Source organism: Rhizobium mongolense subsp. loessense (assembly GCF_900099775.1).
GTDB classification, from domain to species: domain Bacteria; phylum Pseudomonadota; class Alphaproteobacteria; order Rhizobiales; family Rhizobiaceae; genus Rhizobium; species Rhizobium loessense.
The window spans coordinates 1-23,614 of sequence record NZ_FMTM01000014.1; the positions used below are offsets into that span (position 1 = coordinate 1).

At 60.3% G+C, this 23,614-nt stretch carries 23 protein-coding genes, 2 pseudogenes and 1 riboswitch; of the genes and pseudogenes, 9 read left to right on the plus strand and 16 right to left on the minus strand.

The window, feature by feature from the left end; translation table 11 throughout:
* The 3 genes from BLP23_RS28555 to BLP23_RS28565 all read left to right on the plus strand — a co-directional run.
* The coding region (locus BLP23_RS28555; protein WP_233426816.1) for a cupredoxin domain-containing protein at nucleotides 1–176 on the plus strand (176 nt) is incomplete at its 5' end.
* A 22-nt stretch (nucleotides 177–198) separates the two neighbouring features.
* Nucleotides 199–486 (plus strand): copper-binding protein, encoded by a 288-nt coding sequence (locus tag BLP23_RS28560; protein WP_092588106.1) that lies wholly within the window; start codon nucleotides 199–201, stop codon nucleotides 484–486.
* Between the two features lie 139 nt (nucleotides 487–625).
* On the plus strand, nucleotides 626–1,981 hold the full coding sequence (locus BLP23_RS28565; RefSeq protein ID WP_092588200.1) for an adenylate/guanylate cyclase domain-containing protein: 1,356 nt from the start codon (nucleotides 626–628) through the stop codon (nucleotides 1,979–1,981).
* An 863-nt stretch (nucleotides 1,982–2,844) separates the two neighbouring features.
* Here BLP23_RS28565 and BLP23_RS28580 read toward each other — a convergent pair.
* From BLP23_RS28580 to BLP23_RS33935, 7 genes are all read right to left on the minus strand, one after another.
* Complete coding sequence (locus BLP23_RS28580; RefSeq protein WP_092588201.1) at nucleotides 2,845–5,064, minus strand: copper-transporting P-type ATPase; 2,220 nt, start codon at nucleotides 5,062–5,064, stop codon at nucleotides 2,845–2,847.
* Entirely contained in the window at nucleotides 5,057–5,734 is a 678-nt protein-coding gene (locus tag BLP23_RS28585) for a methyltransferase family protein (protein ID WP_092588109.1), read from the minus strand. The genes BLP23_RS28580 and BLP23_RS28585 overlap by 8 nt, the downstream gene beginning before the upstream one ends.
* Nucleotides 5,727–5,990, minus strand: coding sequence for a DUF2933 domain-containing protein (locus BLP23_RS28590; RefSeq protein ID WP_092588110.1), 264 nt, complete (start codon nucleotides 5,988–5,990; stop codon nucleotides 5,727–5,729). The genes BLP23_RS28585 and BLP23_RS28590 overlap by 8 nt, the downstream gene beginning before the upstream one ends.
* Nucleotides 5,991–6,047: 57 nt before the next feature.
* Complete coding sequence (locus BLP23_RS28595) at nucleotides 6,048–7,526, minus strand: multicopper oxidase family protein (protein WP_092588111.1); 1,479 nt, start codon at nucleotides 7,524–7,526, stop codon at nucleotides 6,048–6,050.
* Nucleotides 7,527–7,638: 112 nt separating this feature from the next.
* The gene (locus BLP23_RS28600; RefSeq protein ID WP_092588112.1) at nucleotides 7,639–8,010 is read right to left on the minus strand and encodes a hypothetical protein; all 372 of its coding nucleotides are present in this window, start codon (nucleotides 8,008–8,010) and stop codon (nucleotides 7,639–7,641) included.
* Nucleotides 8,011–8,033: 23 nt separating this feature from the next.
* Nucleotides 8,034–8,339, minus strand: coding sequence for a hypothetical protein (locus BLP23_RS28605; RefSeq protein WP_092588113.1), 306 nt, complete (start codon nucleotides 8,337–8,339; stop codon nucleotides 8,034–8,036).
* Nucleotides 8,340–8,921: 582 nt separating this feature from the next.
* Nucleotides 8,922–9,110 (minus strand): hypothetical protein, encoded by a 189-nt coding sequence (locus BLP23_RS33935; RefSeq protein WP_167364023.1) that lies wholly within the window; start codon nucleotides 9,108–9,110, stop codon nucleotides 8,922–8,924.
* 119 nt (nucleotides 9,111–9,229) lie between these two features.
* Between BLP23_RS33935 and BLP23_RS28615 the strand changes: the two genes are divergently transcribed.
* The 5 genes from BLP23_RS28615 (at nucleotide 9,230) to BLP23_RS33940 (ending at nucleotide 14,537) form a co-directional block, all read left to right on the plus strand.
* On the plus strand, nucleotides 9,230–10,444 hold the full coding sequence (locus BLP23_RS28615) for a metallochaperone AztD (RefSeq protein WP_139187132.1): 1,215 nt from the start codon (nucleotides 9,230–9,232) through the stop codon (nucleotides 10,442–10,444).
* A gap of 39 nt (nucleotides 10,445–10,483) precedes the next feature.
* Nucleotides 10,484–10,717: riboswitch (cobalamin riboswitch) on the plus strand.
* A gap of 254 nt (nucleotides 10,718–10,971) precedes the next feature.
* Complete coding sequence (locus BLP23_RS28620; protein WP_233426849.1) at nucleotides 10,972–12,012, plus strand: ABC transporter substrate-binding protein; 1,041 nt, start codon at nucleotides 10,972–10,974, stop codon at nucleotides 12,010–12,012.
* 59 nt (nucleotides 12,013–12,071) lie between these two features.
* Nucleotides 12,072–13,049, plus strand: coding sequence for a FecCD family ABC transporter permease (locus tag BLP23_RS28625; RefSeq protein ID WP_092588202.1), 978 nt, complete (start codon nucleotides 12,072–12,074; stop codon nucleotides 13,047–13,049).
* Nucleotides 13,046–13,810 carry an ABC transporter ATP-binding protein gene (locus BLP23_RS28630; RefSeq protein WP_092588116.1) on the plus strand — a complete coding sequence of 255 codons (765 nt, stop codon included), beginning with the start codon at nucleotides 13,046–13,048 and terminating at the stop codon, nucleotides 13,808–13,810. The genes BLP23_RS28625 and BLP23_RS28630 overlap by 4 nt, the downstream gene beginning before the upstream one ends.
* Before the next feature lie 580 nt (nucleotides 13,811–14,390).
* Complete coding sequence (locus BLP23_RS33940) at nucleotides 14,391–14,537, plus strand: hypothetical protein (RefSeq protein ID WP_167364024.1); 147 nt, start codon at nucleotides 14,391–14,393, stop codon at nucleotides 14,535–14,537.
* 16 nt (nucleotides 14,538–14,553) lie between these two features.
* On the opposite strand, the gene repC is transcribed toward BLP23_RS33940, so the two are convergent.
* The 3 genes from repC to repA form a co-directional block, all read right to left on the minus strand.
* Nucleotides 14,554–15,816 carry a plasmid replication protein RepC gene (repC, locus tag BLP23_RS28635; RefSeq protein ID WP_092588117.1) on the minus strand — a complete coding sequence of 421 codons (1,263 nt, stop codon included), beginning with the start codon at nucleotides 15,814–15,816 and terminating at the stop codon, nucleotides 14,554–14,556.
* Between the two features lie 149 nt (nucleotides 15,817–15,965).
* Nucleotides 15,966–17,006 (minus strand): plasmid partitioning protein RepB, encoded by a 1,041-nt coding sequence (gene repB, locus BLP23_RS28640; RefSeq protein WP_092588118.1) that lies wholly within the window; start codon nucleotides 17,004–17,006, stop codon nucleotides 15,966–15,968.
* A gap of 51 nt (nucleotides 17,007–17,057) precedes the next feature.
* Nucleotides 17,058–18,272: a plasmid partitioning protein RepA gene (gene repA / locus BLP23_RS28645; RefSeq protein WP_040116398.1), complete on the minus strand. Its 1,215-nt coding sequence runs from the start codon at nucleotides 18,270–18,272 to the stop codon at nucleotides 17,058–17,060.
* Between the two features lie 379 nt (nucleotides 18,273–18,651).
* Between repA and BLP23_RS28650 the strand changes: the two are divergent.
* A pseudogene (locus BLP23_RS28650) lies at nucleotides 18,652–19,238 on the plus strand (DUF2955 domain-containing protein); the annotation flags it as partial.
* A gap of 129 nt (nucleotides 19,239–19,367) precedes the next feature.
* On the opposite strand, the gene BLP23_RS28655 reads toward BLP23_RS28650, so the two are convergent.
* The 6 genes and pseudogenes from BLP23_RS28655 to BLP23_RS28685 form a co-directional block, all read right to left on the minus strand.
* Nucleotides 19,368–20,456 (minus strand): AI-2E family transporter, encoded by a 1,089-nt coding sequence (locus BLP23_RS28655; RefSeq protein ID WP_092588119.1) that lies wholly within the window; start codon nucleotides 20,454–20,456, stop codon nucleotides 19,368–19,370.
* Between the two features lie 115 nt (nucleotides 20,457–20,571).
* Nucleotides 20,572–21,015 (minus strand): potassium channel family protein, encoded by a 444-nt coding sequence (locus tag BLP23_RS28660; RefSeq protein WP_092588120.1) that lies wholly within the window; start codon nucleotides 21,013–21,015, stop codon nucleotides 20,572–20,574.
* 302 nt (nucleotides 21,016–21,317) lie between these two features.
* Nucleotides 21,318–21,703: pseudogene (locus BLP23_RS28665) on the minus strand (IS6 family transposase); the annotation flags it as partial.
* Between the two features lie 229 nt (nucleotides 21,704–21,932).
* On the minus strand, nucleotides 21,933–22,319 hold the full coding sequence (locus tag BLP23_RS28670) for a type II toxin-antitoxin system VapC family toxin (protein WP_092588121.1): 387 nt from the start codon (nucleotides 22,317–22,319) through the stop codon (nucleotides 21,933–21,935).
* Nucleotides 22,319–22,576: a type II toxin-antitoxin system VapB family antitoxin gene (locus tag BLP23_RS28675; RefSeq protein WP_092588122.1), complete on the minus strand. Its 258-nt coding sequence runs from the start codon at nucleotides 22,574–22,576 to the stop codon at nucleotides 22,319–22,321. Before BLP23_RS28675 ends, BLP23_RS28670 begins: the two co-directional genes overlap by 1 nt.
* Before the next feature lie 300 nt (nucleotides 22,577–22,876).
* Nucleotides 22,877–23,443 carry a TetR/AcrR family transcriptional regulator gene (locus tag BLP23_RS28685; RefSeq protein WP_092588203.1) on the minus strand — a complete coding sequence of 189 codons (567 nt, stop codon included), beginning with the start codon at nucleotides 23,441–23,443 and terminating at the stop codon, nucleotides 22,877–22,879.
* Nucleotides 23,444–23,614 lie beyond the last annotated feature (171 nt).

A 23,614-nucleotide genomic window follows, 5' to 3' on the forward strand; every position in this document is an offset into this window, starting at 1 on the left:
TGGAGAAGTTCCCCGAGATGGAACATGACGATCCAAACTCGATCCGCCTTCCGGCCGGTCAATCCGGCGAGATCGTCTGGAAGTTTACCACCGGTGGCGAGTTCAAGTTCGCCTGCCTGATCCCCGGTCACTACGAGGCCGGCATGCACGGCGACGTCACCGTCGCCGGAAAGTAATCGAAACCAAGGAGACACAGAGATGAAAACTGCAATGATCAAGATCGGCGTAGCGGCCCTGCTCTGCGCCAGCGCGGCCTTCGGCGCCTTCGCCGAGGAATTCACCAAGGGCGTCGTCAACAAGGTCGACGCCAAGGCGAAGAAGGTCACCATCAAGCATGAAGACCTGAAGAGCCTCGACATGCCCGCGATGACCATGGTTTTTCGCGTTGAAGACCCTGCGTTGCTGGAAAAGCTGAAAGAAGGTTCGAACATCGAGTTCGTGGCCCAACGCGTGAATGGCAAGCTGACAGTCACCGAGGTGAAGTAAGCCAACCCACCGTCGCTGAGGCGACTTTATACGCGGCCGTCGCTGGCGGCCGCGTACCCTCTTCCGCATCAAAGGTAACAGCGAGCGCTTCCGCCATAAAACCGGCAGGCGCATCGAATAGCCCCTGGTAACGATGGCCATGAAATCTGCAATCGGCACTCATTGGGATGACGCGCGAGAAATTCGCTCGATCCTTTTGCGCTTTGTCGCCTTCGCCATCCTTCTCGCCAACCTCTTGCTAGGCGGCAATGAAGGTGCCGAAAGGGCGCATTTAATCGTCGTCGTCAGCTATCTCGTCATCAGCATCGCTTCCGTCGCGACAGCGCGATTCCTTCCTGATCGCGCTTGGCTGAAAACGCTGTTTGTCGTGCTCGACGCCTTGCTGGTCGTCTTAATTCTATATGGGCACATCCTTGGCGGACCGGTTACCGAGAACCACAATTTGACGACTACCAGCTTGGTGGTGGCATTTATCCTGCTCAACCATGTCGGCCTCAAGCTGGATCGGCGGCTGGTCCTTATCTTCTCCAGCCTCGTCCTCGTTTCCTGGATGACCATGCTGGCTATCACCGCTGCGAGACATGATACGGCTGACACGGTGTCGTTGATCGCATCATTCTTCAATCAGGACCTGGGTCTCACGGTCAGCTTTGGCTTTACCGCCTTTGCAATCTATCTTCTCGCGAAGGACAATGACCGGACGCGCATGGAGGCGCTGCGAGCGGATGAGCGACGTCTCAACCTTTCGCGTTTCTTCTCGCCGCTCGTGGTCGCCGACCTTGAGGAAGGCAGCTCGGCGCTCGATCTCGAACGTCGCAACGCGGCGATCATGTTTGTTGATCTGCGTGATTTCACGAGCTTTGCCGAGACTGCGCCAGCACGCGAACTGGCCCGTGTGCTGGGGGAATATCGGCACCTTGTTTCCGGCACCATTTTTGAGCATGGCGGGACCGTTGATAAGTTTATCGGCGACGGGGTCATGGTGGTCTTCGGCCAGCCCTCCCCCACAGAAGACGATGCGGACCGTGCCTTGGCGTGCGCTCTCGACCTCGTCGATGCGCTCAGCGATTGGAAGAACCACAGCGTGCGCAATGGCTATTCTGCCCTCAACGCAGGTATTGGCTTGCACTACGGCACGGTCGTCGGCGGCGTTCTGGACAGCGGATGCCATAACGAGTTCACCGTGATCGGTGATGCGGTTAACGTCGCCCAGCGCCTGGAGTCTCTGGCCAAATCATTCGATGCGCCGCTCGTCGTATCGTCAGCTCTGATGGCCCAACTGCGTAAACCAGTTCCGACCGCGCTCTGGATACCGCAGAGTTCGGTTGTTCTGCCGGGGCGTCGACTTCCAATAGATGTGTGGTATTTGCGCCGAGAAGCGGGCCCTGCACTCGCTGAGGATAACTTGCGCTACGAGACAGGGGGCATGCAGACCGCCCTCCAAAGGTCGTCCTTCCAGTCATCGCCTCCCGGGCCTGATTTGTGCACCGGATAGTCGATGCCTCGGACGGATACCTTCGCTGGATCGTCACATTTAACGAATGCTCGATGCTTTCCCGGGTCGCGGTAACCGGCACCCGCTGCATTGCCTCGTGAAAGCGATATGAGGACATCGAAATCGTATCCAGCTCGCTCTGCGGTGTGGTTGCTTATAAGGCCAAGGCTGACAACGGTGTCGTCGTCGAAATGCGCCGTATGAAAAATCAATGGTTCCGTTGCCTTCGCACTAGAAACGAACGATAGCCCGGCGGCAAATGCGGTCAGATACCAACGCATTCACCCCTCCCGTGGTTCATGCGAATGCCAGATCATATCACTTCAACGGTCGGGCTGCTATCAGTTCCCAGAGATCAGATGCGGCTATCGGCTACACAATACGCAATGCATCGTCATCCGAATGGCGCCCAAGAAGTGCCGCGAGTACGGCAGCATCTTCTGATGGCGAGGCCAGCGCCTTGCCCGAGGTCCGGTGTCACTGCATGGGCAGCATCACCGAGACGAGAACGGCCAAGTCCTCGAAAGAAGGAGGGCATTGGATCGACATCAATGATGTCGGAAACTAGTGATTCCGCCGGCGTTGCGTCCAACATCTCCGGTAAGGGATCATGAGTATCCGAAAAAATGGCCTGAAGCGCGGAAAGTCCGATGCCCGACAGCGCGGGATCGGCAATCGTGTCTGCATTGGAGCAGGCAAACCAGTACACCCGGTCGCCAGGGATTGCCGCAAGGTTGCCTGCTTCGAAGTTGCAGGATGATGCGGGTCGGCATCGTTCGTCTGCGCGGGGGCGAGACCAGCTTCGCCGACCGCAATCAGCGCGGTCAGCATGGCCGCCTTTGGTTTTCTTCTTCCACCTGCGCCTAGTCCAGGGACGAGCGGCGCAGGCGCAGGGAATTGCCAATGACGCTGACGGAGGAGAGCGCCATGGCGGCGGCGGCGATGATCGGCGAGAGCAGTAGCCCCAGGGCCGGATAGAGCACGCCGGCCGCCACGGGCACGCCGGCTGCATTGTAGATGAAGGCGAAGAACAGGTTCTGGCGGATGTTGCTCATCGTCGCGTGGCTGAGCTTGCGCGCCCTGGCAATACCCTGCAGATCGCCCTTCAGAAGCGTCACGCCGGCGCTTTCGATCGCGACGTCCGTCCCCGTGCCCATGGCGATGCCGACGTCGGCGGCGGCAAGCGCAGGGGCGTCGTTGACACCGTCGCCGGCCATCGCGACGACGCGTCCTTCGCTTCGAAGCCTGGCGACCACCTTGCCCTTGTCCTCCGGCAGGATCTCCGCTTCCACCTCGTGGATGCCGAGCCGGCGGGCCACCGCCTGCGCGGTTGTCCTGTTATCGCCGGTCAGCATGACGACGCGGATGTTCTCCTCCTTGAGCGAGCGCAGCGCCTTTTGCGTCGTCGCCTTGATCGGATCGGCGATGGCGACAAGACCGCCGACCTTACCGTCGATGGCGATGTAGATCACCGTCGCGCCCTCGCCGCGCAGCGCTTCGGCGTCGGCCATAAGAGTCGCAAGATCGACGCCCGACTCCGCCATGATCCGGTGACTGCCGATGACCAGCTTCCTGCCATCGACCGTACCGGTGACCCCTTTGCCGACGGGGCTGTCGAACTCGCGGACCTCGCTCAGGGCAAGGCCCCTCTCCTGCGCCGCCGCGACAATGGCCGCGGCAAGGGGATGTTCGCTGGCACGCTCGAGCGTGGCTGCCAGCCTCAGGAGTTCCGTTTCGTCGAATCCTTCGACGGCCTTCAATGCGGTCAGCTTCGGCCTGCCTTCCGTCAGCGTACCGGTCTTGTCGACCACCAGCGTGTCGATCTTTTCGAAGCGCTCCAGCGCCTCGGCGTTCTTGATGAGGACGCCCATTCGCGCACCGCGCCCGACCCCCACCATGATCGACATCGGCGTCGCCAGGCCGAGAGCGCATGGGCAGGCGATGATCAGCACGGCGACGGCAGCGACGAGGCCGTGGGCGAAGCGCGGTTCCGGTCCCCAGACGCCCCAGGCGACAAAGGCGGCGACGGCAATCAGGACCACCGCCGGAACGAACCATCCCGATACCTGGTCGGCGAGCCGCTGGATCGGAGCGCGCGAACGCTGGGCCTCGGCGACCATTCGGACGATCTGCGATAGCATCGTGTCGCGCCCGACTTTGCCGGCCCGCATGACGAAGCCGCCGCTCTGGTTCATCGTGCCGCCGATCACCTTCGCACCGACCTCCTTGGTGACCGGCATGGATTCGCCGGTGATCATGGATTCGTCCACGGAGCTGCGCCCCTCCGACAACTCCCCGTCGACGGGGACCTTCTCGCCCGGCCGGACGCGTAGGCGGTCGCCGACAGCGACGGCGTGCAGCCCGATGTCCTCGTCCGAACCGTCGTCCCTGATGCGGCGCGCCATCTTCGGCGCAAGGTCGAGCAGCGCTCGGATGGCGCCGCCAGTCTGCTCCCTCGCCCGGAGTTCGAGAACCTGGCCGAGCAGCACCAGTACGGTGATGACCGCGGCCGCCTCGAAATAGATCGCGACCGAACCGTCGGCGGAACGGAACGTGGCAGGAAAGATGTCTGGTGCCGCCGTGGCGACGACGCTGTAGATCCAGGCGACGCCCGTTCCCATCGCGATCAGCGTAAACATGTTGAGGCTGCGGTTGACGAGCGAGGCCCAGGCCCGCTCGAAGAACGGCCATCCGGCCCATAGAACCACAGGTGTCGCAAGCGCGAGCTGGATCCAGTTCGCGAGCTGCGCACCGAGCACCATGTGCAGGTTGGTGAGATGGCCGCCCATCTCCAGCGCGAGAACGGGCAGGGACAGGGCGAGTCCGATCCAGAACCGCCGGGTCATATCGGCAAGTTCGGCACTCGGCCCGGTCTCCGTGGTCGCGACCTCCGGTTCGAGCGTCATGCCGCAGATTGGACAGGCGCCGGGGCCGATCTGCCGGATCTGCGGATGCATCGGACAGGTGTAGATCACGCCTTCAGGAGCCTCCGGCCTGGTGGTCGCCTGCGTGGCCGGCCGCCCATCCTCGTGATGGTGATGGCCGCCACGGGCATGGGTCTCATCGACGTTGTGGTCAGTCATGAACCGCTCCTCCTCGATGGCTTCCGGCGGCATCCGTTCCGCGGCCGAGCCTTGGGATGAAGCGGGGAACGGCCTTGGCATAGGCGTCCCATTTAGGTCCAAACTCGGCCCGCGACGCCTCTTCCTCGCGCTTTGCAAGGCGAATATAAACCCATACCAGCGCGGAGAACATGATGAGAGTCAGGAGAGTCGGCCATTGCAGCAGGAATCCGGTCATGATGACGACAAACGCGTCGTATTGCGGGTGCCGGACGCGGGCGTAAGGCCCCGTCGTCGCCAGACGGTGGTCGCGCTGGGCGGCATAGAGCACATGCCAGCTTAAGGCCAGCAGCCAGAAGCCGGCGACGATCAGGACGTTGCTCACGAGATGGAATGGCCCGAAATGCGGGTTGACGCGCCAGCCGAACATCATTTCCAGAAGGTGGCCGGCGTCGTGGGACCAGAAGTCGACGCCTGGAAACTGTCGGCCGAGCCAGCCGGACAGCAGATAGATGGTCAGTGGGAAGCCGTACATCTCCGTGAAGAGCGCCACGACGAAGGCGGAGAACGCTCCGAGCGATCGCCAGTCGCGCTTGGTCTCGAGCCTGGTGAAGCTCGCGGCGAAGACGATGAACACCACGGAGTTGATGATCACGAGACTCCAGAGTCCATAGGCGGGAGTGTTAGACATCGTCTTTCTCCTTCGGCTTGTGCGGCGTCATGCGCGCATCGTGGTCCGAATGATCATGACCGGAGTGGGCGCCGTGTCCGTGATGCATGAACATATGCATGAGCGGACAGGCCAGGATGAGAAGCCAGGGCAGGACACCGAGGACGTGTACGCGGTGCTCGTAGGCGATGAGCCCTGCCGCGATGACGGCGAAGGCGATGAAGACAGTTCGGCTGTACGTGCTCCATGCCGACGGGAAGGAATGGTTCTGATCCATGAGGATGCCTCGATTCCATAGAGTTGCAGAAGGGGCTTCGCGGTCTCGGAGATCGCGTCAGCCCATGCCGTCGTAGGTGACGTAGGCCATCATGCCCGTCGCCATGTGGTAGAGGTGATGGCAGTGAAGCGGCCAGCGGCCGGGATTGTCGGCATCGAAGGCCACGGTGACGCTCGCCATCGGCGGCACCAGGACCGTGTCTCGCACGGCGCCCGCAAGCGGCGTCCCGTTGATGGCGGTTATCTGGAAATGATGGCCGTGCAGATGCATCGGGTGCGCCATCATCGACATGTTGCGGATGGCGACCTCGATCCGCTCGCCCCGCTTCACCACGAGACCGTCCGCGCCGTCGATGCCCCAGCTATAGGCGGCCATGTCGCCGGTCAGCGAGAGCCCGAAGCGGCGGTCCGCCGCACGGTACGCCAGGGGGCTGACGGGGCGCAGCCGCTGCTCGAGTTCGAGCCCGAGAACCGGCCCCTTCGTTTCGCCCGCAACCGGAATCCCGCGAACGTCCGCCCCAGCGGTGGCCAGGACGACGCCCGTGCGTTCCGCAGCGCCTTCGCGAAGCGCGAGAACGGGAAAGGCGCCGCCCTCCTTCGGCAGGCTCAGGCGGATGTCGAGGCGTTGGCCCATGGCGACGGGGAAGGACGTCCCGGTGACAGCCTGCACGCCTTGTCCGTCGACGGCGACCAGTTCTCCGGAAAGGCGGCCGGTGTCGATGGTGAAGACGGTCGCCGTCGCGCCGTTGATGATGCGCAGACGGACGCGGCCGCCTTTGTCGACCCTAACGACTTCGGGATCGTCGAGCGTGCGGTCGTTGGCGAGATAGGCGTCGTAGTCGATGTCGTTGAGGTCCATGGCGGACGTTCCCGGCATTGCCATACCGGACATGTCGTTGGCGGGCATCACGTGCTGCATGCCGGCCATGCCCTGCATCGAGCCGTGGTCCATCGGCATGGCGCCGGGTGCGACATTTCCCTTCAGCTTCGCCAGCAGTTCCTCCGCCGGCAGGAAGGAGAAGTCGTGCAGCAGGACGACGACCTCCTGCTCGTCCCGCTTCAGGTCGTCCGCGGTCCGCACGATGAGCGGGGCGGCGAGCAGGTTCTGCTCCTGCAGTGTATGCGCGTGCATCCAGTGCGTGCCGCCCGCGCCGACCGGAAAGGTGTAGCGGCGGGTTTCGGTCGGCTGCAGAAGCGCGGCCGGATTGTCGGGCACGCCGTCGGCCGCCCAGGGCGGCGTCAGACCGTGCCAGTGGATCAGCGTCGGCTCGTCGATGACGCTCGATAGAGCAACATCGAATTCGGTTCCGGCCTCCAGCGTCAGTCCCGATTTGCCATCGGGCTGGATGAGCCCGAAGACGCGGGCGGATCTGCGGTTGATGTTAATGGTTCGATAGCCGACGGACAGGGCACGCGGCGAAGCCGGGGGCTTAGCGGCGTTGTCCTGCGACCAGGCGCGGATCGGATGAAGGGCGGCCGATGTGCCGAGCGCTGCTGCGCCGACCATCAGGCCGTTGAGAAAGTCACGACGTTTCATTGTGGTGCGGTCCTTGGTTCCGGGTCGGCATAGCCGACTATTGGTCTTGGGCATTTAGGAGGAAGCCCGTGGAAGCGACCAGAAGCCGCAACGAATGCGGCTTCCAGTATCCTCAGACCGGAAGACGAGGAGGACCGAGCGTGGGCGGGAGCGCCACACCGCTGCGGGTCTGCTCGCCCCATGCGAAACGAAGGAAGGAGCTTATGGCTGCGGGAGCTTCCGTCCTGTCCATGCTGGTCAGAACGATGCAGAATCCGCACGGGGCGGCGCAGCAGGCCTTGTGATCAGGAGTGTGAAGACCGCCTTGAAGCGAGACGTCGTCTGTCAGGGCTGACGATTGCTCGAAGCCGGATTGTCCGTGTCCCGAATGTTCATGGCACTGCATCGCCTGCGCGCTGGCCGCGGGCGCGAGGAGAAGCGCAAGTGCGACCAAGATGGTCAGCATTGCGTTCACCCATGCGAACTTGCGACGGTCGGCGACCATGTGCGCGGCTCCGTTCCCCCTGCTCAGCCGAAGCGCCGGCTGACGAAGTTGAAGATCGCAGCGATCAATGTTCCTGCATATCCGCCGAAGACGATGCTTTGAAGGAGGCCTAGCGCCACGCTTCGAAGATCAAAGCCCGTCAGGCCGAGATAGAACTGCAGCCATGGCCTATGAAGGCCCCATTCGGGAGCGACCAAGCCGAGCAGCATGCACAGCAGGAACGAGATGGCCGCGAAGGCGGCAAGTGTTACGCCAAGGATCGGGACGGAGACATGCGCCGGCATCGCTGGAGATGCTCCTGGATGGGACTGCAACGTTATGTTTGCCATTGAACGACCCTCCGTCGGTCCAGCCATGATAGTAGATCAGTATTGAGCCTTCAGTCGGCAAATTCTTTGATTCAGGTCAACAACGCCGAAACGGACCCGATGAAGTCCGGGAGCACGATTGCTGTGGCCCGCGGTTCCACCGCATCTCCTACCAGGAAAGGTCTCGGAGACCATCAGCACTCGGCGCCAATGGGGCGGAAGTGCTGAAGCTCGCCCAAGTTACCGCTCAAACGCGAATGAAAGATCGGGATGAGGGACCAAGTTTTCTCTTTGAATGCGTCTGCACGTCGCCTGCGTCGATACCGGCCTCGCACGCGGTCGCCATTCTTTCTACTTCAGCGCAAACCGGGCCGGAAGCGGCCCCTGTTAAGATGTAATGCTCAAGTCTTCCAGCCTGGATCGACAAAGGCGATCGATCAGCTCCGTCAAGTGTTTACTTCTTTCTATCAGCCAGGCGAGTGCTTCTTCGCTGATTTGAAAGTTTTTCGACAAATCGGCTTTGTTTGCGGGGACGCGAGATCACCGAGCCATGGCCCGTCGCCGGTCTGCTGGAGGCATTGCAGGTCGACAACCGCGCCGGCTTTAGGAGCCGTGCTTTCCAGAGGGGTGCCAGGATGGCGCCATCGCGATCGAATGGCGACCATCGGGTGCCCACGCTCCGGTGGCCATATCGAGCGTCTCATCGGCGCTCGGATGCGGAAGCACCACCTGCTGCCCGGCACCATGTTCGGCAACGCGCATGAGCGCGGCGAAGGCGATTCGAAGCGGCATTCGGCACTCACTTGCGCGACCTCGAGCGCTACATCGCCTTTGGCCCCGACGGCCTGGACATGTTTCTGGAACTTCGCTAGAGATTGTAATGTTATTACATATCAGAAAAGGGATTTCCGATGTTACCCAGATTGACGATCGCCGGGGCCTTTGCAGCAAGCCTCTTGGTAAAGCCGGCCTCCGCTGAAGAGGAAAAGCAGACATGGCGCCTGTTCATCGCCGACCACACGGCACCCGTCGCTCGTTCATTCGACGTCAAGACCGGTGAGCAGATCGGCGCGTTTGGGCTAAAGGGCTATGCGGCGCTGGCCGCCAGTCATTCCGGCCAGACTGTTTTTGCCGTCCAATCAGAAGCCAATACCGTCCAGGTGATCAAAACCGGCGTGACGCTTTCCGACCATGGCGAGCATCGCGATCTGGAAACATCCGCACCTTCGCTGCTGCAGGCCACACTCGACGGGAAGCGGCCGGTCCACGCCGTCATGCATGGCGACGACGTGGTATTGTTTTACGATCGCGAAGGCAAAGCCAAGCTCGTTTCCGAAGAAGGTCTTCTGGAAGGCGCAGCATCCGAAAAGCTCATAGACGCGACGGCACCTCACCATGGTGTCGCCGTGCCCATGGGGTGGAATATGCTGGTCTCGGTTCCCGATACCGACGCGGAAACCAAACCGGATGAGCTGCCGCCGCGTCTGGGCCTACGTGTTCTAAGCGCAAACGGAAGACAGGTCGGCGACGTCACACCCTGCACGGCGCTGCACGGGGAAGCCTTCTCGGCAAAGCTCGTTGCCTTCGGCTGCGAGGAAGGTGTCCTGATTGCGCGTCCTGGCAAGGACCAGACCGTGCAACTTAAAATGCTGGAATACGGCGACAAACTGCCGAAGGGAAAAGTGACGACCTTGCTCGGCAGTAAGGCGATGCAATTTTTCCTGGGCAACTACGGCGAGGACAAGATTGCCCTGATCGACCCAGACGGCACCGAGCCGTATCGCTTGGTCGACCTGCCGACCCGACGTATCGATTTCGCGCTCGATCCTACGCGGGTCAAGAATGCCTATGTACTGACCGAAGACGGGCAACTGCATCTTGTCGACGTTCTAAGCGGTCAGATAACGATGTCGGCAAGCATCACCGAGCCTTACAGCAAGGATGGTCACTGGCGCGATCCGCGCCCGCGGCTCGCAGTTGCAGGCGATCAGATTGCCATCACCGATCCTCGCCATGGCGTTGTGCGGATGATCGATATTGAGACCATGAAAGAGGTTCGGACCATCCCAGTTGAGGGACTGCCTTTCAGCATCGTCGCCGTCGGGGGATCGGGCGCCGTGCATTGATCGTCCTTGTATCTACGGCTTGACGTGACGGTTGCGCTCGGCATAACTGAGCGCGACGGTTCCCCGAAGTAGACACCGAGGGGATTAATAGGGAACACGGTGCGGATGACCCAAAAGGGACCAAGACCGTGGCTGCCCCCGCAACTGTAAGCGGATTGCCGATCATCCTCGTGGCGCCAAGCGCCATGCCACTGTGAGCTCGTTCTCACGGGAAGGCAGATGGTCCGGCGCATATCCGCGAGCCAGGAGACCTGCCGTCAAAGAGAGATCCAATTGATCGGGCGGGGTTGCCCGGAACAGGAGACGAGATGATTTCTTTTGACGCCCCTAGTCGGCGCAGACCCCTTCCGCGTGAGACGGAACGGATCGCTCTTTTCAATAAACCATAGCCGCTGCAGGTAACGAGCCGGTCGTGCCGGACGGCTCGCCCGTCCGTATGGCCTGTGACCACCTTAAGCGTTTCCCATCAACATCAGAGCGATCAGGCCGCCGTGCCGACGTATCCTCAATTCCCTATGAGTGTTTCCATGTCATCCCATCCAAAACTTCGGCGGTACATTCTGCGCCTTGCCTTCGCGGCGTTGGCAACCTGCGCGATTTCTGCACCTGCTTTTGCCGCTTCGACCACCTACCCCCTGACAATTGCCAATTGCGGCCGATCCATCACCTTCGATAGGGCGCCGGACACGGTCGTATCGATCGGCCAGGCGATGACCGAAATCCTGCTCTCGCTCGGCCTTTCGGATCGCATCACGGGCACGGCTGTCTGGTTCAGCCCAGTGCTCAAACAATTCGATGCGGAAAACAGCAAGATCAAGCGGCTCGCCGACAATGATCCGAGCTTCGAGGCGGTGGTCGGAACTGGCCCCGACCTGGTTGCTGCCGAGTTCGAGTGGCATGTCGGCCCGAACGGCTCGGTTGGAACCTACGATCAGTTTTCGAAGCTTGGCATCAACACCTATGTCGCGCCGGCCGATTGCGCCGCCAAGGACAATACGACGGGTGGTGATGGTGTCCGCAAGGAAATGCTGAAGACCGAGGTCATCTATCAGGAGATCGCCGAACTTGCTGCGATCTTTAACGTTCAGGACCGCGGCGAGGCATTGGTCGCAAGGCTGAGGGAGCGTGAGGATAAGGCAATTGCATCCGTTGCCGGGGCGAGGGTAAAGGATATCCCGGTCGTATTCTGGTTCTCCAGCAAGGAAGTCGACGGGGAAGCCTTCTTGGCCGGCCGCAACGGCGCGCCCGCCTATATCATGCAGACCCTTGGGGCAAAGAACGTGATTGCCGCCAACGAGGAATGGCCGTTAGTCGGCTGGGAAACGGTCGCCGGTCTTAATCCTGCAATCATCGTCATCGCCGGGATGGACCGTCGCCGCTACGCTGCCGACGATCCGGCCATCAAGCTTAGGTTTCTGAACACCGATCCTGTGGCAAGCAGGATCAGCGCTGTGGAAAAGAAGCACGTGGTCGTCATGGACTCGCAGGCAATGAGCCCATCGATCCGCCTTGTCGACGGCATCGAGGCGCTTGCGGCAGCCATACGGCAGTTTGGACTGGTAAAGTGAGCAAAGACGCCGGGCAACACAACGGATGGGGCGGCTTTGCCGTCTTGTCCCTGCTTTCAATGGCCGCACTGGCATTGGCGATAGGCCTTGCCGTGTCGATCGGCGAAATCGTCATACCGCTGCGGACGATTGCGGAAGCTATTGCCAACCGAATGTTCGGCACCTCCTTCGCAATTGAGCCGATCCATGAGGGTGTCATCTGGGACTATCGACTGAGCCGCGCGCTGGTCTCTGCAAGTTCCGGCGCGGCTCTTGCGATGACGGGCGCCATGCTGCAGGCCCTGCTTCGCAATCCGCTTGCCGAACCTTATGTACTTGGCATTTCGGCGGGCGCTTCGACCGGCGCGGTCGCCATCATGATCCTCGGCATCGGGTCCGGCGTGCTTTCGCTTTCCACCGGTGCTTTTTTCGGTGCGGTGGCAGCCTTCGGTCTCGTCTCGCTTTTGGCCGCAGGCGCAGGCGGCGGCGCCGATCGGATCATCCTGGCAGGCGTTGCCGGTTCGCAGCTCTTCAATGCGTTGACGTCCTACATCGTCACGACCTCGGCCAATGCCGAGCAGGCAAGGGGTATCATGTTCTGGTTGCTCGGGAGCCTCAGCGGCGTGCGCTGGACGGATGTTTTGCTCGTCACCCCCATTGCCGGCGGCGGCTTTGTTATCTGCATGCTTCACGCACGCGTGCTGGATGCCTTTGCCTTCGGTACGGACTCGGCCGCAGCGCTCGGCGTACCGGTACGGCGGGTGCGGATGACGCTTCTTGGACTGACGGCCGTGATGACCGCTGCCGTCGTCAGCATCGTCGGTTCAATCGGCTTCGTTGGTCTTGTCATTCCGCACGCGGCGCGCTTTCTGGTCGGTCCGGCTCACGAGCGGTTACTGCCGGCAACTGCGTTGATCGGGGCGATCTTCATGGTACTTGCCGATATCGTCTCGCGCACGATCATCCCGCAGCAGGTGCTTCCAATTGGCGTGGTAACGGCACTTTTCGGCGCTCCCGTCTTCGCTCTCATCCTCTACAAGGCAAGGAGGCCGGTATGAGCATATCGATGCGCAACGTCACCTGGTGCGCTGGCGGCACAATGATCGTCGATGGCGTCAGCCTTGATGTTGCGCCGGGCAAGACGCTGGGTCTGCTCGGACCCAATGGCTCTGGCAAATCGAGCCTGCTGCGTCTCATCTGCCGGCTGCGGCAGGTCAAGAGCGGCGTCATCAGACTGGGCGAGAGCGATATCAGCACAATGGCGCGTCGCGAGATTGCCCAGCGTATCGCACTGGTCGAACAGCAAGCGACAACCGATGCGGAGCTTACGGTAAAGGATGTTGTCCGCCTCGGGCGAACGCCGCATCGAGGCGCGCTCTCACTCTGGGATAGGACCGACGAAGACGCCGTCAATGCGGCACTGGAACAGGTCGGCATGACGGCCAAGGCTTTACAGCTGTGGCGTACGCTGTCAGGCGGAGAGCGTCAGCGCACGCACATCGCTCGCGCGCTTGCGCAAACGCCGACCGAACTGTTGCTTGATGAACCAACCAATCATCTCGATATCCAGCATCAGTTGGAGCTGCTGGGTCTCGTCACGACGCTTCCGGTCACCAGCGTCATCGCATTGCATGATCTCAATCTGGCGGCAATGTTCTGCGATAGCCTGGCGGTCCTGCACAGCGGCCGCGTGGTTGCGGCCGGGCCGCCCGAAGCGGTTTTGACCGAAGAGCTCGTTCGGGATGTATTTGGGGTCCGGGCTCATATTGAAAAGTCGGCGGTTCACGGCAGGCATTACATCCAGTATCTCGCCCGTTAACGACGTTACAGTCGATGGCGGCGGGGCAGGCATCATTCGCTCCTGCCTTCGGCATCCTCGTCTGGAGCGACGTCCGCTTTCAAGGCTGGCGCCGACCTGTCCGTGCCGCCGGTTTTGCCGCAAAGGTTGGTTCGGTGTCGTATCTTGCCGATCTATGGCGCTGGACGAGATGCTTTCCTTGACCATACGGCCCCGTTTAGGTACCATATGAGCATGATTTCCGGGAGATCGGATCAAGTTTAGCCGATCTCTAACAGTTTGTTATCACAGACTATTCAACATCTAACGGAAACAATCACGACATTTCGTTCGGTCACTGTGGCCCCTGTTTCAGGCATCTGGATGCGTTGATTTCTCGGCCTCAAACGAGTGATGCGCCTCCCCTATCTCTCCACCCCTGCCGGATCCCCGAATTTCGACGCTATTGCAACTCCATCCGTTTGCCTCAGGGTATTTGAAGTCGCACCTCCGACTCGGGTGAGCGCTCCACACTCTGCCTATTGCAGACCCGAGGAAGCTGCTTGGTGACGTCTGACGTATTGATTGCAGCGTCTGGCCGATCAGCGTGCCGGCGGGCATCATGTCCTACGAGGCTTTGATCGTTTCGACGGGACCGTATCCCGCAGCGTTGGGCGTGCCGGCAAACGAGGAAGAGCCGAAGCAAGGTGGATGCGGCGTCGGCTGGTGGATGCTGCCGGGCTGTCGTTTTGGGGCCGGTCAAGTGTGAGTTTACTGCGGTAAACTCAGTGATGGGCGTCATGATGTTCCTGGGTCCTTGCGAGTGCTCTTAACATCGATCCGATCGCAAACTCTCCGCGTTGAGCACGCCGGGTGAGGTCGCGCAAATAACCGCCGGCTGAATTGATTGTCCCCGACCGTTCGAAAATGCAGGCGAGCACGGCTGAGGCAGCTTGCGGACCCATGACCCTGCAGGCGTCCCTGTATGCCGAGGGACTGATATGAAGCATTGAACTGACGATGGCGCCGGCGGCAATAAGGTCCTGCCAGGTTCTGACAGTTCCAGCAGGTCCATAGCTACGCACTTCCGGGCATGCCTGCAGGACGAGGGAGAGCGGAAATATCGTGGATACGGTGTTGGTTCCTGCCTGAGGTTGAGGGAGTTCACTGTCGCTGTCGTTTGCCGGATCGATTACTTCCGAGTTTACTGCAGTCAACTCAGGGGTCGGAATTTTAGCCGCGGCTTCAGAATCAAGATTAGATTCGGATTCTGTTATCTGTATGTGCCGCTCATTTTGTGAGTCATTGGCGCTCAGATTGTCCGTTTTAATCTGTATTTCCAGTCGCTTGACGATTTCATCGCGCAATGCCTCGAGGAGATCCAAGGTGGACGCAACCGCATGGGCGCCAGCTGCGCGCGGCAATTGGTTCAGGATATCGTGAAAGCGTCCGTTGACCGCCTGCCAGTCTCCGGGAAGCTCTTCACCGATCGCTGCGTGGACAAGCTTTGAAATGTCGCGGCGGGTGAGCGTGAGACGTTCCTTGAGCGTTTGGATATAGAGACGGTCGGCAGAGACTTTCGCGGCCAGGCGTTCGATTTCGCAGGCGCGCGCAAGCAGAGGGGCGAGTGAGAAGCCAAAAGCTTCGTGGATCTCACCATTGCGGCTCTTGCGAGCGTAGCGCTTTCCGTTGGGGCTGTCCTTGCGGATCACGAGACCGGCAGCGACGAGGACGGCCATATGGCGCCGGATCGTTTGCTCGGCCATGCCATGGCAGCGGAGCGAAAGCTGCGCGTTGGAGGGAAAGACGACAAGACTGTCGTCTGCAGCAAGCTCGCCTTTTGGGTAGAAGCTCAAAAGCGCGTTCAATACCGTGAGCGCTCTGTCGGATATATCGAGCAGAGGCTTGGCTTCGCAAAGCGCACGATAGATTTTCCATTTGTCGATCGAGGCGCCTGGCTCAATTTTTTGGCTGGTGACCTGACTTGCGAGCATGCCAAGTGTCATCGGCCGCCGCCCAAAGGGCGTCGTCACACTTCCGCTTTCCATTTTCTTCGCCTTCTTCAAGGCAAAAGATATCAGCTCACCGAAAATAGGTGCCGGAGACTCTTGACTATGTTGTGCGGAAATGTGATTCTCTGGGTGTCTAGATCAGAGAGGGCTTCCGCTACGGCAACGTTCGGGGGCCTTTTCTTTTGCTATTGATCTCCGTTCTTTCCTGTCGTCCTGCTATCTTCGAACGCCTCGTAGAGACGATCGAGATTATCCGCAATATAGGTGCCGAAGGCTGACGCCTTCCCTGCCCTCAGCGCGATGGTGAATTGCTTCCCGTCATCCTTGATCTTCGCCTTGACGTCGCTCCGCTGCCACTCAGTCACGGCAGAAGATGGCGTTGTGGTCTGGACGGCTGATGCCGGCTTCTTGCTGAGGAATGCGGCAAGCATGTCGAACCGTGCGTCCGGCTCGGCAGCTTCGAAGGCTGTCGTTCCGATAAACAGCATGGCCCGCTCGGCAGCGTTGTCTTCTTCGAATTTCGCCGAAAGGTCATGCCAACGGTCGCGGCCGGTTGCGCGCGCTGCGCCAATTGCCAAAAGAACCTCGGCCGGAATGCGCCGGGTGACGGACAGCATCTTGGAGATCGTCGTCTTGTCAGCGTTGAGCGCTGCCATGATCGTCTCACGATCGAAGCCGAGCTTGTCGAGTTTGTCGGCAAACATCGTCCGTTCGATGAAGGAGAGATCCGCGCGTGCGGAGTTTTCCTGTCCCTGGGCAATTACATGATCGCGGTCGGCAAGTTTCTTGACGACGGCGCGAACCGGCCGGCCAAGTTCCTTGGCAGCGCGTGCGCGGCGATGGCCGAAGGCAATCTGGAACTTTCCGTCCCTTTCCGGATGCGGGCGGACAAGAATGGGTGAATCCTGCCCTCGCAGGCGGATGGCTTCCACCAATTCCTGAAACTGCTCGTCGTTGTGCCCGAGGCGATCGCTGACGAAGGAATCTTCAATGAGTGCGGTGTCGAGATCAATCACGGTTTCGCCATGGGCGAGCTTTTCTTCGATCTCGCGCGCGGCGTCGGCCCTTGCGGCAAGGGCATCGATACTACGGGTAACGGCACCGAGGGCGCCAATTCCCTTGAAGTTCATCTGCTGCTTGTCGGGGTCGTTTACGGGCTCGCTGTTTACGGCGGTAAACTTCTTGGAATCGTCCATCAGGCCCGAGAGGATATTCTTACGTGCCATTCTTTCTCCTCCTGGCGGTTGAACGGTTGGTTGAGGTCAATCGGTGCGCCGTCATCTGCGCCCCCATGCCTTATGGATGAGCTCGGCGATCTCGCCATTGACGGCGCTCATGGCCTCCATGGCGCGGTCGTAGGTCGCGCGGGTAAACTGATTGCGCTCCACCTCGTAGAGGGTCTGGTTTGTCATAGCAGCATCCGAAATCGCCACGCTTCGCAGCATGGGATTTGTAAGGACGTGATTGCGGAACATCGAGCGCATGAAGGCGACCATCTGCGTCTGTGGCCCATCCTGCGGGTCGTAGCGTGTCACGAGATAGCGCAACCAGTCGAGATTCATGTTGCCGCCGGCGCCTTTCAGCGTGTTCAGCACCTCGCCCAGCATCTGCAGGAACTGGCACATCGACATCACGTCGAGCATTTGCGGATGAACGGTGATGAGCACGGCGGTTGCGCTGCAGATGGCGCTCATCGTCAGGAAGCCGAGCTGGGGAGGGCAGTCGATGACGACGACATCATAGTCGTCGGCGACGGAAGACAGTGCCTCGTCGAGGCGGGCAAAGAAGATGCGGCCGTAGTCGCTCGCTTTCCCCTGGGCAAGCACGCGCGGCGTATCATGCTCGAATTCCATCAATTCGAGATTGCCCGGAACCAGGTCGAGATTGGGAAAATTGGTCTTGCGAATGATTTCCTTAAGCGGTCGCCGTTCGTCGTCGTAACGGATTGCCGCATAAAGCGTCTCGTTTTCGTCGACGTCGAATTCGGGCTGGAAGCCGTGGATCGCCGAAAGCGAGGCCTGCGGGTCGAGGTCGACGGCAAGAACGCGGTGGCCAGTCAGCGCCAGATGCTGGGCGAGATGGGCAGCACTCGTGGTTTTGCCGCTGCCACCCTTGAAATTCACGACGGCGATGACCTGCAGGTGCTCATTGCCCGTGCGGTGGGGGACGTAACGCGTGCTGCCTCGGGCATTCTGATCCAAGAACAGGCGCATTTCATCCATCTGCCTGGCGGTATAGGATCTGCGCCCGGATGGCGTCACCTGCGGCAGGGGGCCCTTGCCCTCCAGCGAAAGATTGCGAAGATAGCCGCTCGTAACGCCAAGGAAGCGCGCAACCTCGGCAAGCTGGAATTCGCGCAGGCTTTTCATCGCACGGGGCGGAAACATTTCCAGGCGATGCTGCTTCAATTTGTCGGACAGTTCCTGTGCCTGGCCGATGATCAGCTGATCGACATCAGAAATTGCTTTACCAATTGTAGGTGCCATATTCATGGAAATCTCGAAAATGCGATTTTAACGCCGTGAGGCCAATGAAACCGCATTTAGCGCCGATTCTCATTTTCTTGCAAGGCCGCTGGCTTAACAGGCGGTTAAGCACCTTCTAAACGGGCTTTCTTCGCGCAATACTGACCCGAGCGACAGAAGTATGACTTGCGGAAATGAACCTCTTTTTAGCTTCCGTAATGAACTGGATACAAATCATATCAGCATATTAGCTGGAAAGCGCCAAGGTCTGCACCAGCCGAATCGGGGTAAGCGGGGCAGATCTAGTGGCACTGCTGGTTTGCCAGGCAATCTTGCCCCTCCTCCTTGTCTGATTTGAAGAAGATCGCCGCCCGCGACCCAGATCGACAGGCATCGACGCCACCCCGGCAACCTCGGTGGCACGCTCCTGATGTGGCGCGCCCATGCGGTGTTCCCGCAGCCGCCTTCGACGCGCCGGGTGGCGGCTTCAGCAACAGTCGGACCTCCCTCCTATCTGCGCGCACTGGCGAACACGGCGATACTGCTGGGGGCGGTAGCGGTCTGTCTGATCAACGATCAACTGTCCGCAGCGCTCGTCATCCCATCACCGTCGCTTCGCTGCTCGGCCAGTTCGATGCCGCTGCCAGCGGCCGAGTGGCACTCGGGCTTGTGATCATCAATCTGTCAGGAGGGATTCTGGCATCCATCGCCTACAGCATCCTCACTCTGCGCCCAAGCCTGTTCTCGATTCTCGTGGTGGCATTGCTCCTTGGCCGGCGCGCCGCTGCCAGTTCGAAGGACACCCGGATGTACGCCGGCGCTCTGACGACATTCCTGATCCTGTTCGGACTTGGCGTGTCACCGGTGCCCGGCGGCGCCGCCGAATCCTTCGCGACCGGCATTGTCTACGTCGGCGCGGCGTTGATCTACACGGTGCTGATGGCGGTAATCTTCTGGCCGCAATCGGAAACACGAGAAAGTCATGCCAAATGACGCGCATGGCCTCTTCAAAGGTTCCATTTGAGGGTGAGCCGTCCGTACCCGCCAGACCGACTCCGGACGGCCCCGAGGTTTTGCGGACACCAACCGACCCAAACAGCAGCATCAAGCTGAAGCACACACTCACGTGACCGCCGCCGACTGCTCCTCCTTGGTGCCGAGCCAAGTCTGCAACACGGTCCAGAGCACGGCCAGCGTCGTCGCACCGATGAACATGCCGGTAAAGCCCCAGGCTGCCAGGCCCCCGATCACGCCGATGAACAGCACGAGCATCGGGAGCTGGCCGCTGCGCGCGATCAGCATAGGCTTGACGATATTGTCTGATCCCATGAGCAGAATGATCCCCCACGCGGCGGTGAAGATCGCCCAGCCGGTCTGCCCCTCGGCACCTAGCCAGATCGCCACCGGCAGCCAGACCAGAAGCGGTCCAATCTGGATAACGGCTAGGAAAAACGTCGCGGCAGCCAAGGCGATGGCTCCCGGAACGCCGGCGATTGCGAAGCCGATCCAGGCCAACACCGCCTCGAGCAGAGCCGTTCCAATGACGCCGATTGCCACGCCGCTTATTGCCCTTCCCGCGGCATTCAGCAGTTCTGGTCCCTTCGGTCCAACTATACGTACCATGATGGCGGAAACATACCGCAGCACCCAGGTGCGCGACGCATGAAATATCGCGGCTATGATGACACCCACGCAGATTTCAAGGACAGCCACCAGAAGACCTGCACCCAAATTGATGAGCCAGCGCCCTGCGGCAGCGAGCTGGGGTTGGTAGCGCTGCATCAACACCAGACCCTCGCGCTGCAGTTCCTGCCATGCCGCCGATACCTTGTTTCCAACCAGCGGAAGTCCTGCAATCCACTCGGGAAGGTTGGGGATTCCGCGAGTGCTGGCCGTGCTCAACCACGCCTCGGCGACGCTCAGATAGTCGGAAATAGCGGAACAGAGATAGATCAACGGCACGATGATGATCGTCACGGCGACCACGCCGAACAGCACCGCAGCCAGGCGACGCCTTCCATTCAGCAGCGCAACCATTCGATCAAACAGCCCCGCTGTGGCAGTGGCAAGGATCACCGCATAGGTGAGGACACCGACAAAGGCTGACAGTACCCAGAAGCTCGCGACGATCAGCATGGACACAAGCAGCAAGGCGAGAGCTGCCTCGATGAGCTTCCGGTGTCGCCCGCCTTCAACATGCAATTCCTGCATAACAGCACCTCCTGGATTGATCAGAAGTCGGCGAGGCCCCTTTCTGCAAGGGACAGCCGCTGATGGTGGCGTACGTCGTGCACCGGGGGCCTGTCTCGCACCGCAAGTCCTTGTTTCACGGTTGCGCGATGTTTCGATCCGCAGCGCGCCGGGAGGACCACAGTTCCGAGACTTTGAAAAGAAATGCCGTAGTCCAGCCGAACAGCAGGATTCCGTTTACACCTTCGATGGCACTGGCGAGCCGCCATTCGTTGGATAGCGTGATGTCGCCATAGCCGATCGTGGCGAAGGTAATCGCCGAGAAATACATGGCGTCCTCAAAGTTCGGCAATTCGCCGACTAGCCGGTACGCCGTGGCCCACAGCATGATTTCGATCATGTGAGCGATCACAAAGCCGGTGACAAAAAAGTAACTGATGCCCAATCGGGCGTAGCCGGAGAGTTTCCGCGTGCCGTCAAGGTGACCTCGTCCTATCCGGAACAGCAGCATAACCGCCATGCCATGAATAAAGATCGTGGCAAGCAGCACGCCAGTGCCCGTGACAATCTGAAGTAACATCCTCGCGCGTCCCCCAGCACCAACAAAGCCCCCGGCGTTTCCACCCTGGCCGTACCCCGCACCAACGCTGCATCGTATGAAGCCTGCCTCGCCAACTCCAGTCGCACTGGAAAATCACCCCTGTTCCGAGGGGAGGCCACAACTCCGATGCATCATTTTGCCTCAGAACGCAACCGCCGACAAGTAACTTACCGGAACCGTAATAAGCCCCAAAGTCGCTGGCCACCGCTGGGAGCCACCGCGGCATGCGGGAACCTGAGCTGGCGACCTCGATCTCCGTGGTCTGAACGCACCTGGCCGTGCAGCTTTCGCATCAGCCGAAGAGCGGCTTTCTTGTTTCTCCGGCTTTGAGGAGGGCGTCGAGAATATAGCCGTTGGCATCGACGGCGCACCACAGCCAGTATCTCGTTCCCTTGATCGACACGACCATCTCGTCGAGGTGCCATTTGGCGGCAAAGCTGGCCCGTGATCGCTCGCGAAGATGATTGGCAAATTTGCGACCGAATTTTACGGCCCACTCCGACACGGTTTGAAACGAGACATCGATCCCGCGCTCGGCGAGCAAGTCTTCGACGTCACGTAGGCTCAGCGGGAACCGATAATAAAGCCACACCGCATGGGCGTTCTCGGCAGGGAAACGATGGCGCTTGTACCGATGGACCGTGCTGTCACTTGGAAGCCTTGTCATGGCTACGCATACCATTCCGATCAGCACCAATCGGTTAAGGCGACGCCACCATCCAGCGTCTCCAGTATGGCGACCAGGTCCAGCCGGCGGCACAGGCGCGTCGGGTACTGGCAGAGTTCGCCGCCTCGACATAGCCGCGGGCACGATAGGTGACATCCTGCAAATGCGCGGGTAGGGCAGGGGGACGATGTTAGACGGTCGTTATCGGAAGCAGCGTCGCCAGCCATCACTATGCCGCCTCGATATCGGTGCGCGAAAAGTCCTCGCCGATGAAGAGAAGCGGTTCGTCCGCACGCTTTGCCAAAGCGTAGGAAAAACAATCGGCAAAATTCAATGCGGCCGGATGGCGGCCCTTGCCGTAAGTAAGCCAGGCCTGTGTCGCCAGATCCACCAGATCGGCGTCGACCGGAATGATGTCGGCCTCGATTCTGGCGAGCCACAGATCGATCTCGGCAAGTGCGTGTTCGCCGCGCCGGCTGACCAAGACCATACGCGCCTCAAGAACACATGTCGCGGGGACCAAGCGAACAGGGTTAGCAACGACCGTTCTCTCGAGCGCTGCGGCCTCTGGTTCACTGCGCAGGATCGCGACAATTGCAGAGGTATCGAGCACCATCAGTTCGGAATTCCATGCTCATCGTAGCCGATGATTTCTTCATCGCTTCGGCTGTCGAGTTCGGGCAATCGCGACACTCGCCCACGGATCGCCTGCATCTCGGTGAGCAGACGCTCCTGCGCCACATCGCCGTATCCCATGCGATGTAGACGCTCCGTCAAAGCCTGATGAATGGCTGCGGTCTTGCTGATACCTAGCCGCCGCGCAAGTTCGTCAACGAGAGCGACTGTGGCGGGGTTTTTGATATTGAGCGACATGACAGCTTCGAAATTTCTACCTTCTCAAGCATTTCTACCCTAGATCTCGATCGCTGTCAAAACTCCGATCGATCCTTGTATGAGCGAGGCGGTACGGTTTGTGGCGCATCAGGGACATAAACCGCTCTCCCGGTGGCATGGATTTCAGCCGCGAGGAGCTATCTGCTATATCGCGGCTGCCGCGGTCGCGCTCTTTGCGAGCCCCGCTATGACCCTGCCATGGCCAAAATCGCGGCTTAACTTCCTGTCGATCCTACAGGCCGGTCATCAGGACTACGTCCTGAACGACGAGGCAATGACCTAATCGGCCGGCCCCACTTTTACCCCCCATTTAAGTCCATCCATCAACAGGCGGATCAGCCTGCGCGAGCGTTCCCGCCATTCCGGCGAGTCGGGCATCGAATAGATACTCGAAAGCGCATGCAAGAGGTCGGTGCTCTCCACGTCGCTGCGGATCATGCCTTTTGCGGCAGCGTTGTCCATCAACTGTCGAAGAGCCCCGGAGATGATGCCGGCGCTTTCGGCAAAGAGCTCCGAGTTGCAATTCAGCAAAATGCGCAGGCTTTGTGCCATGCCGCGCTTGGCGGCAATGTAGTTGACGAAACGGTGCATCCACTCTTCGAGGGCCTGGTCCGCCGGATGCGTTGCCGCCAGATTGCTCGCGGCAGTAGCCAAATTCTGCAGCTCCCGCCGATAGACAACTTCGACCAGATGTTCGCGTGTCGGAAAGTGCCGGTAGAGCGTACCGATACCAACGCCGGCACGCCGGGCGACCTCCTCCAGCGAACCTTCGACGCCATGATCGGCGAAGACGTCGGCGGCAACAGCAATGAGTTTGTCGCGGTTGCGCAACGCATCGGCACGCATGCGTCTTTCGGGTTTCGTCTCGCTTCCGGCTATTGCCTTTCCGGTCAAAAGCCTCTCCTGCGGATGGGGGCTTGACGCTGCCGCGCAAGCCGCTAGTTTAATCGGAGGCGCCTCCGTTTAACTTGAGGGCCTTGCACCTGTTATCGCAGAAAGAGGCGGAATGTCATGTCT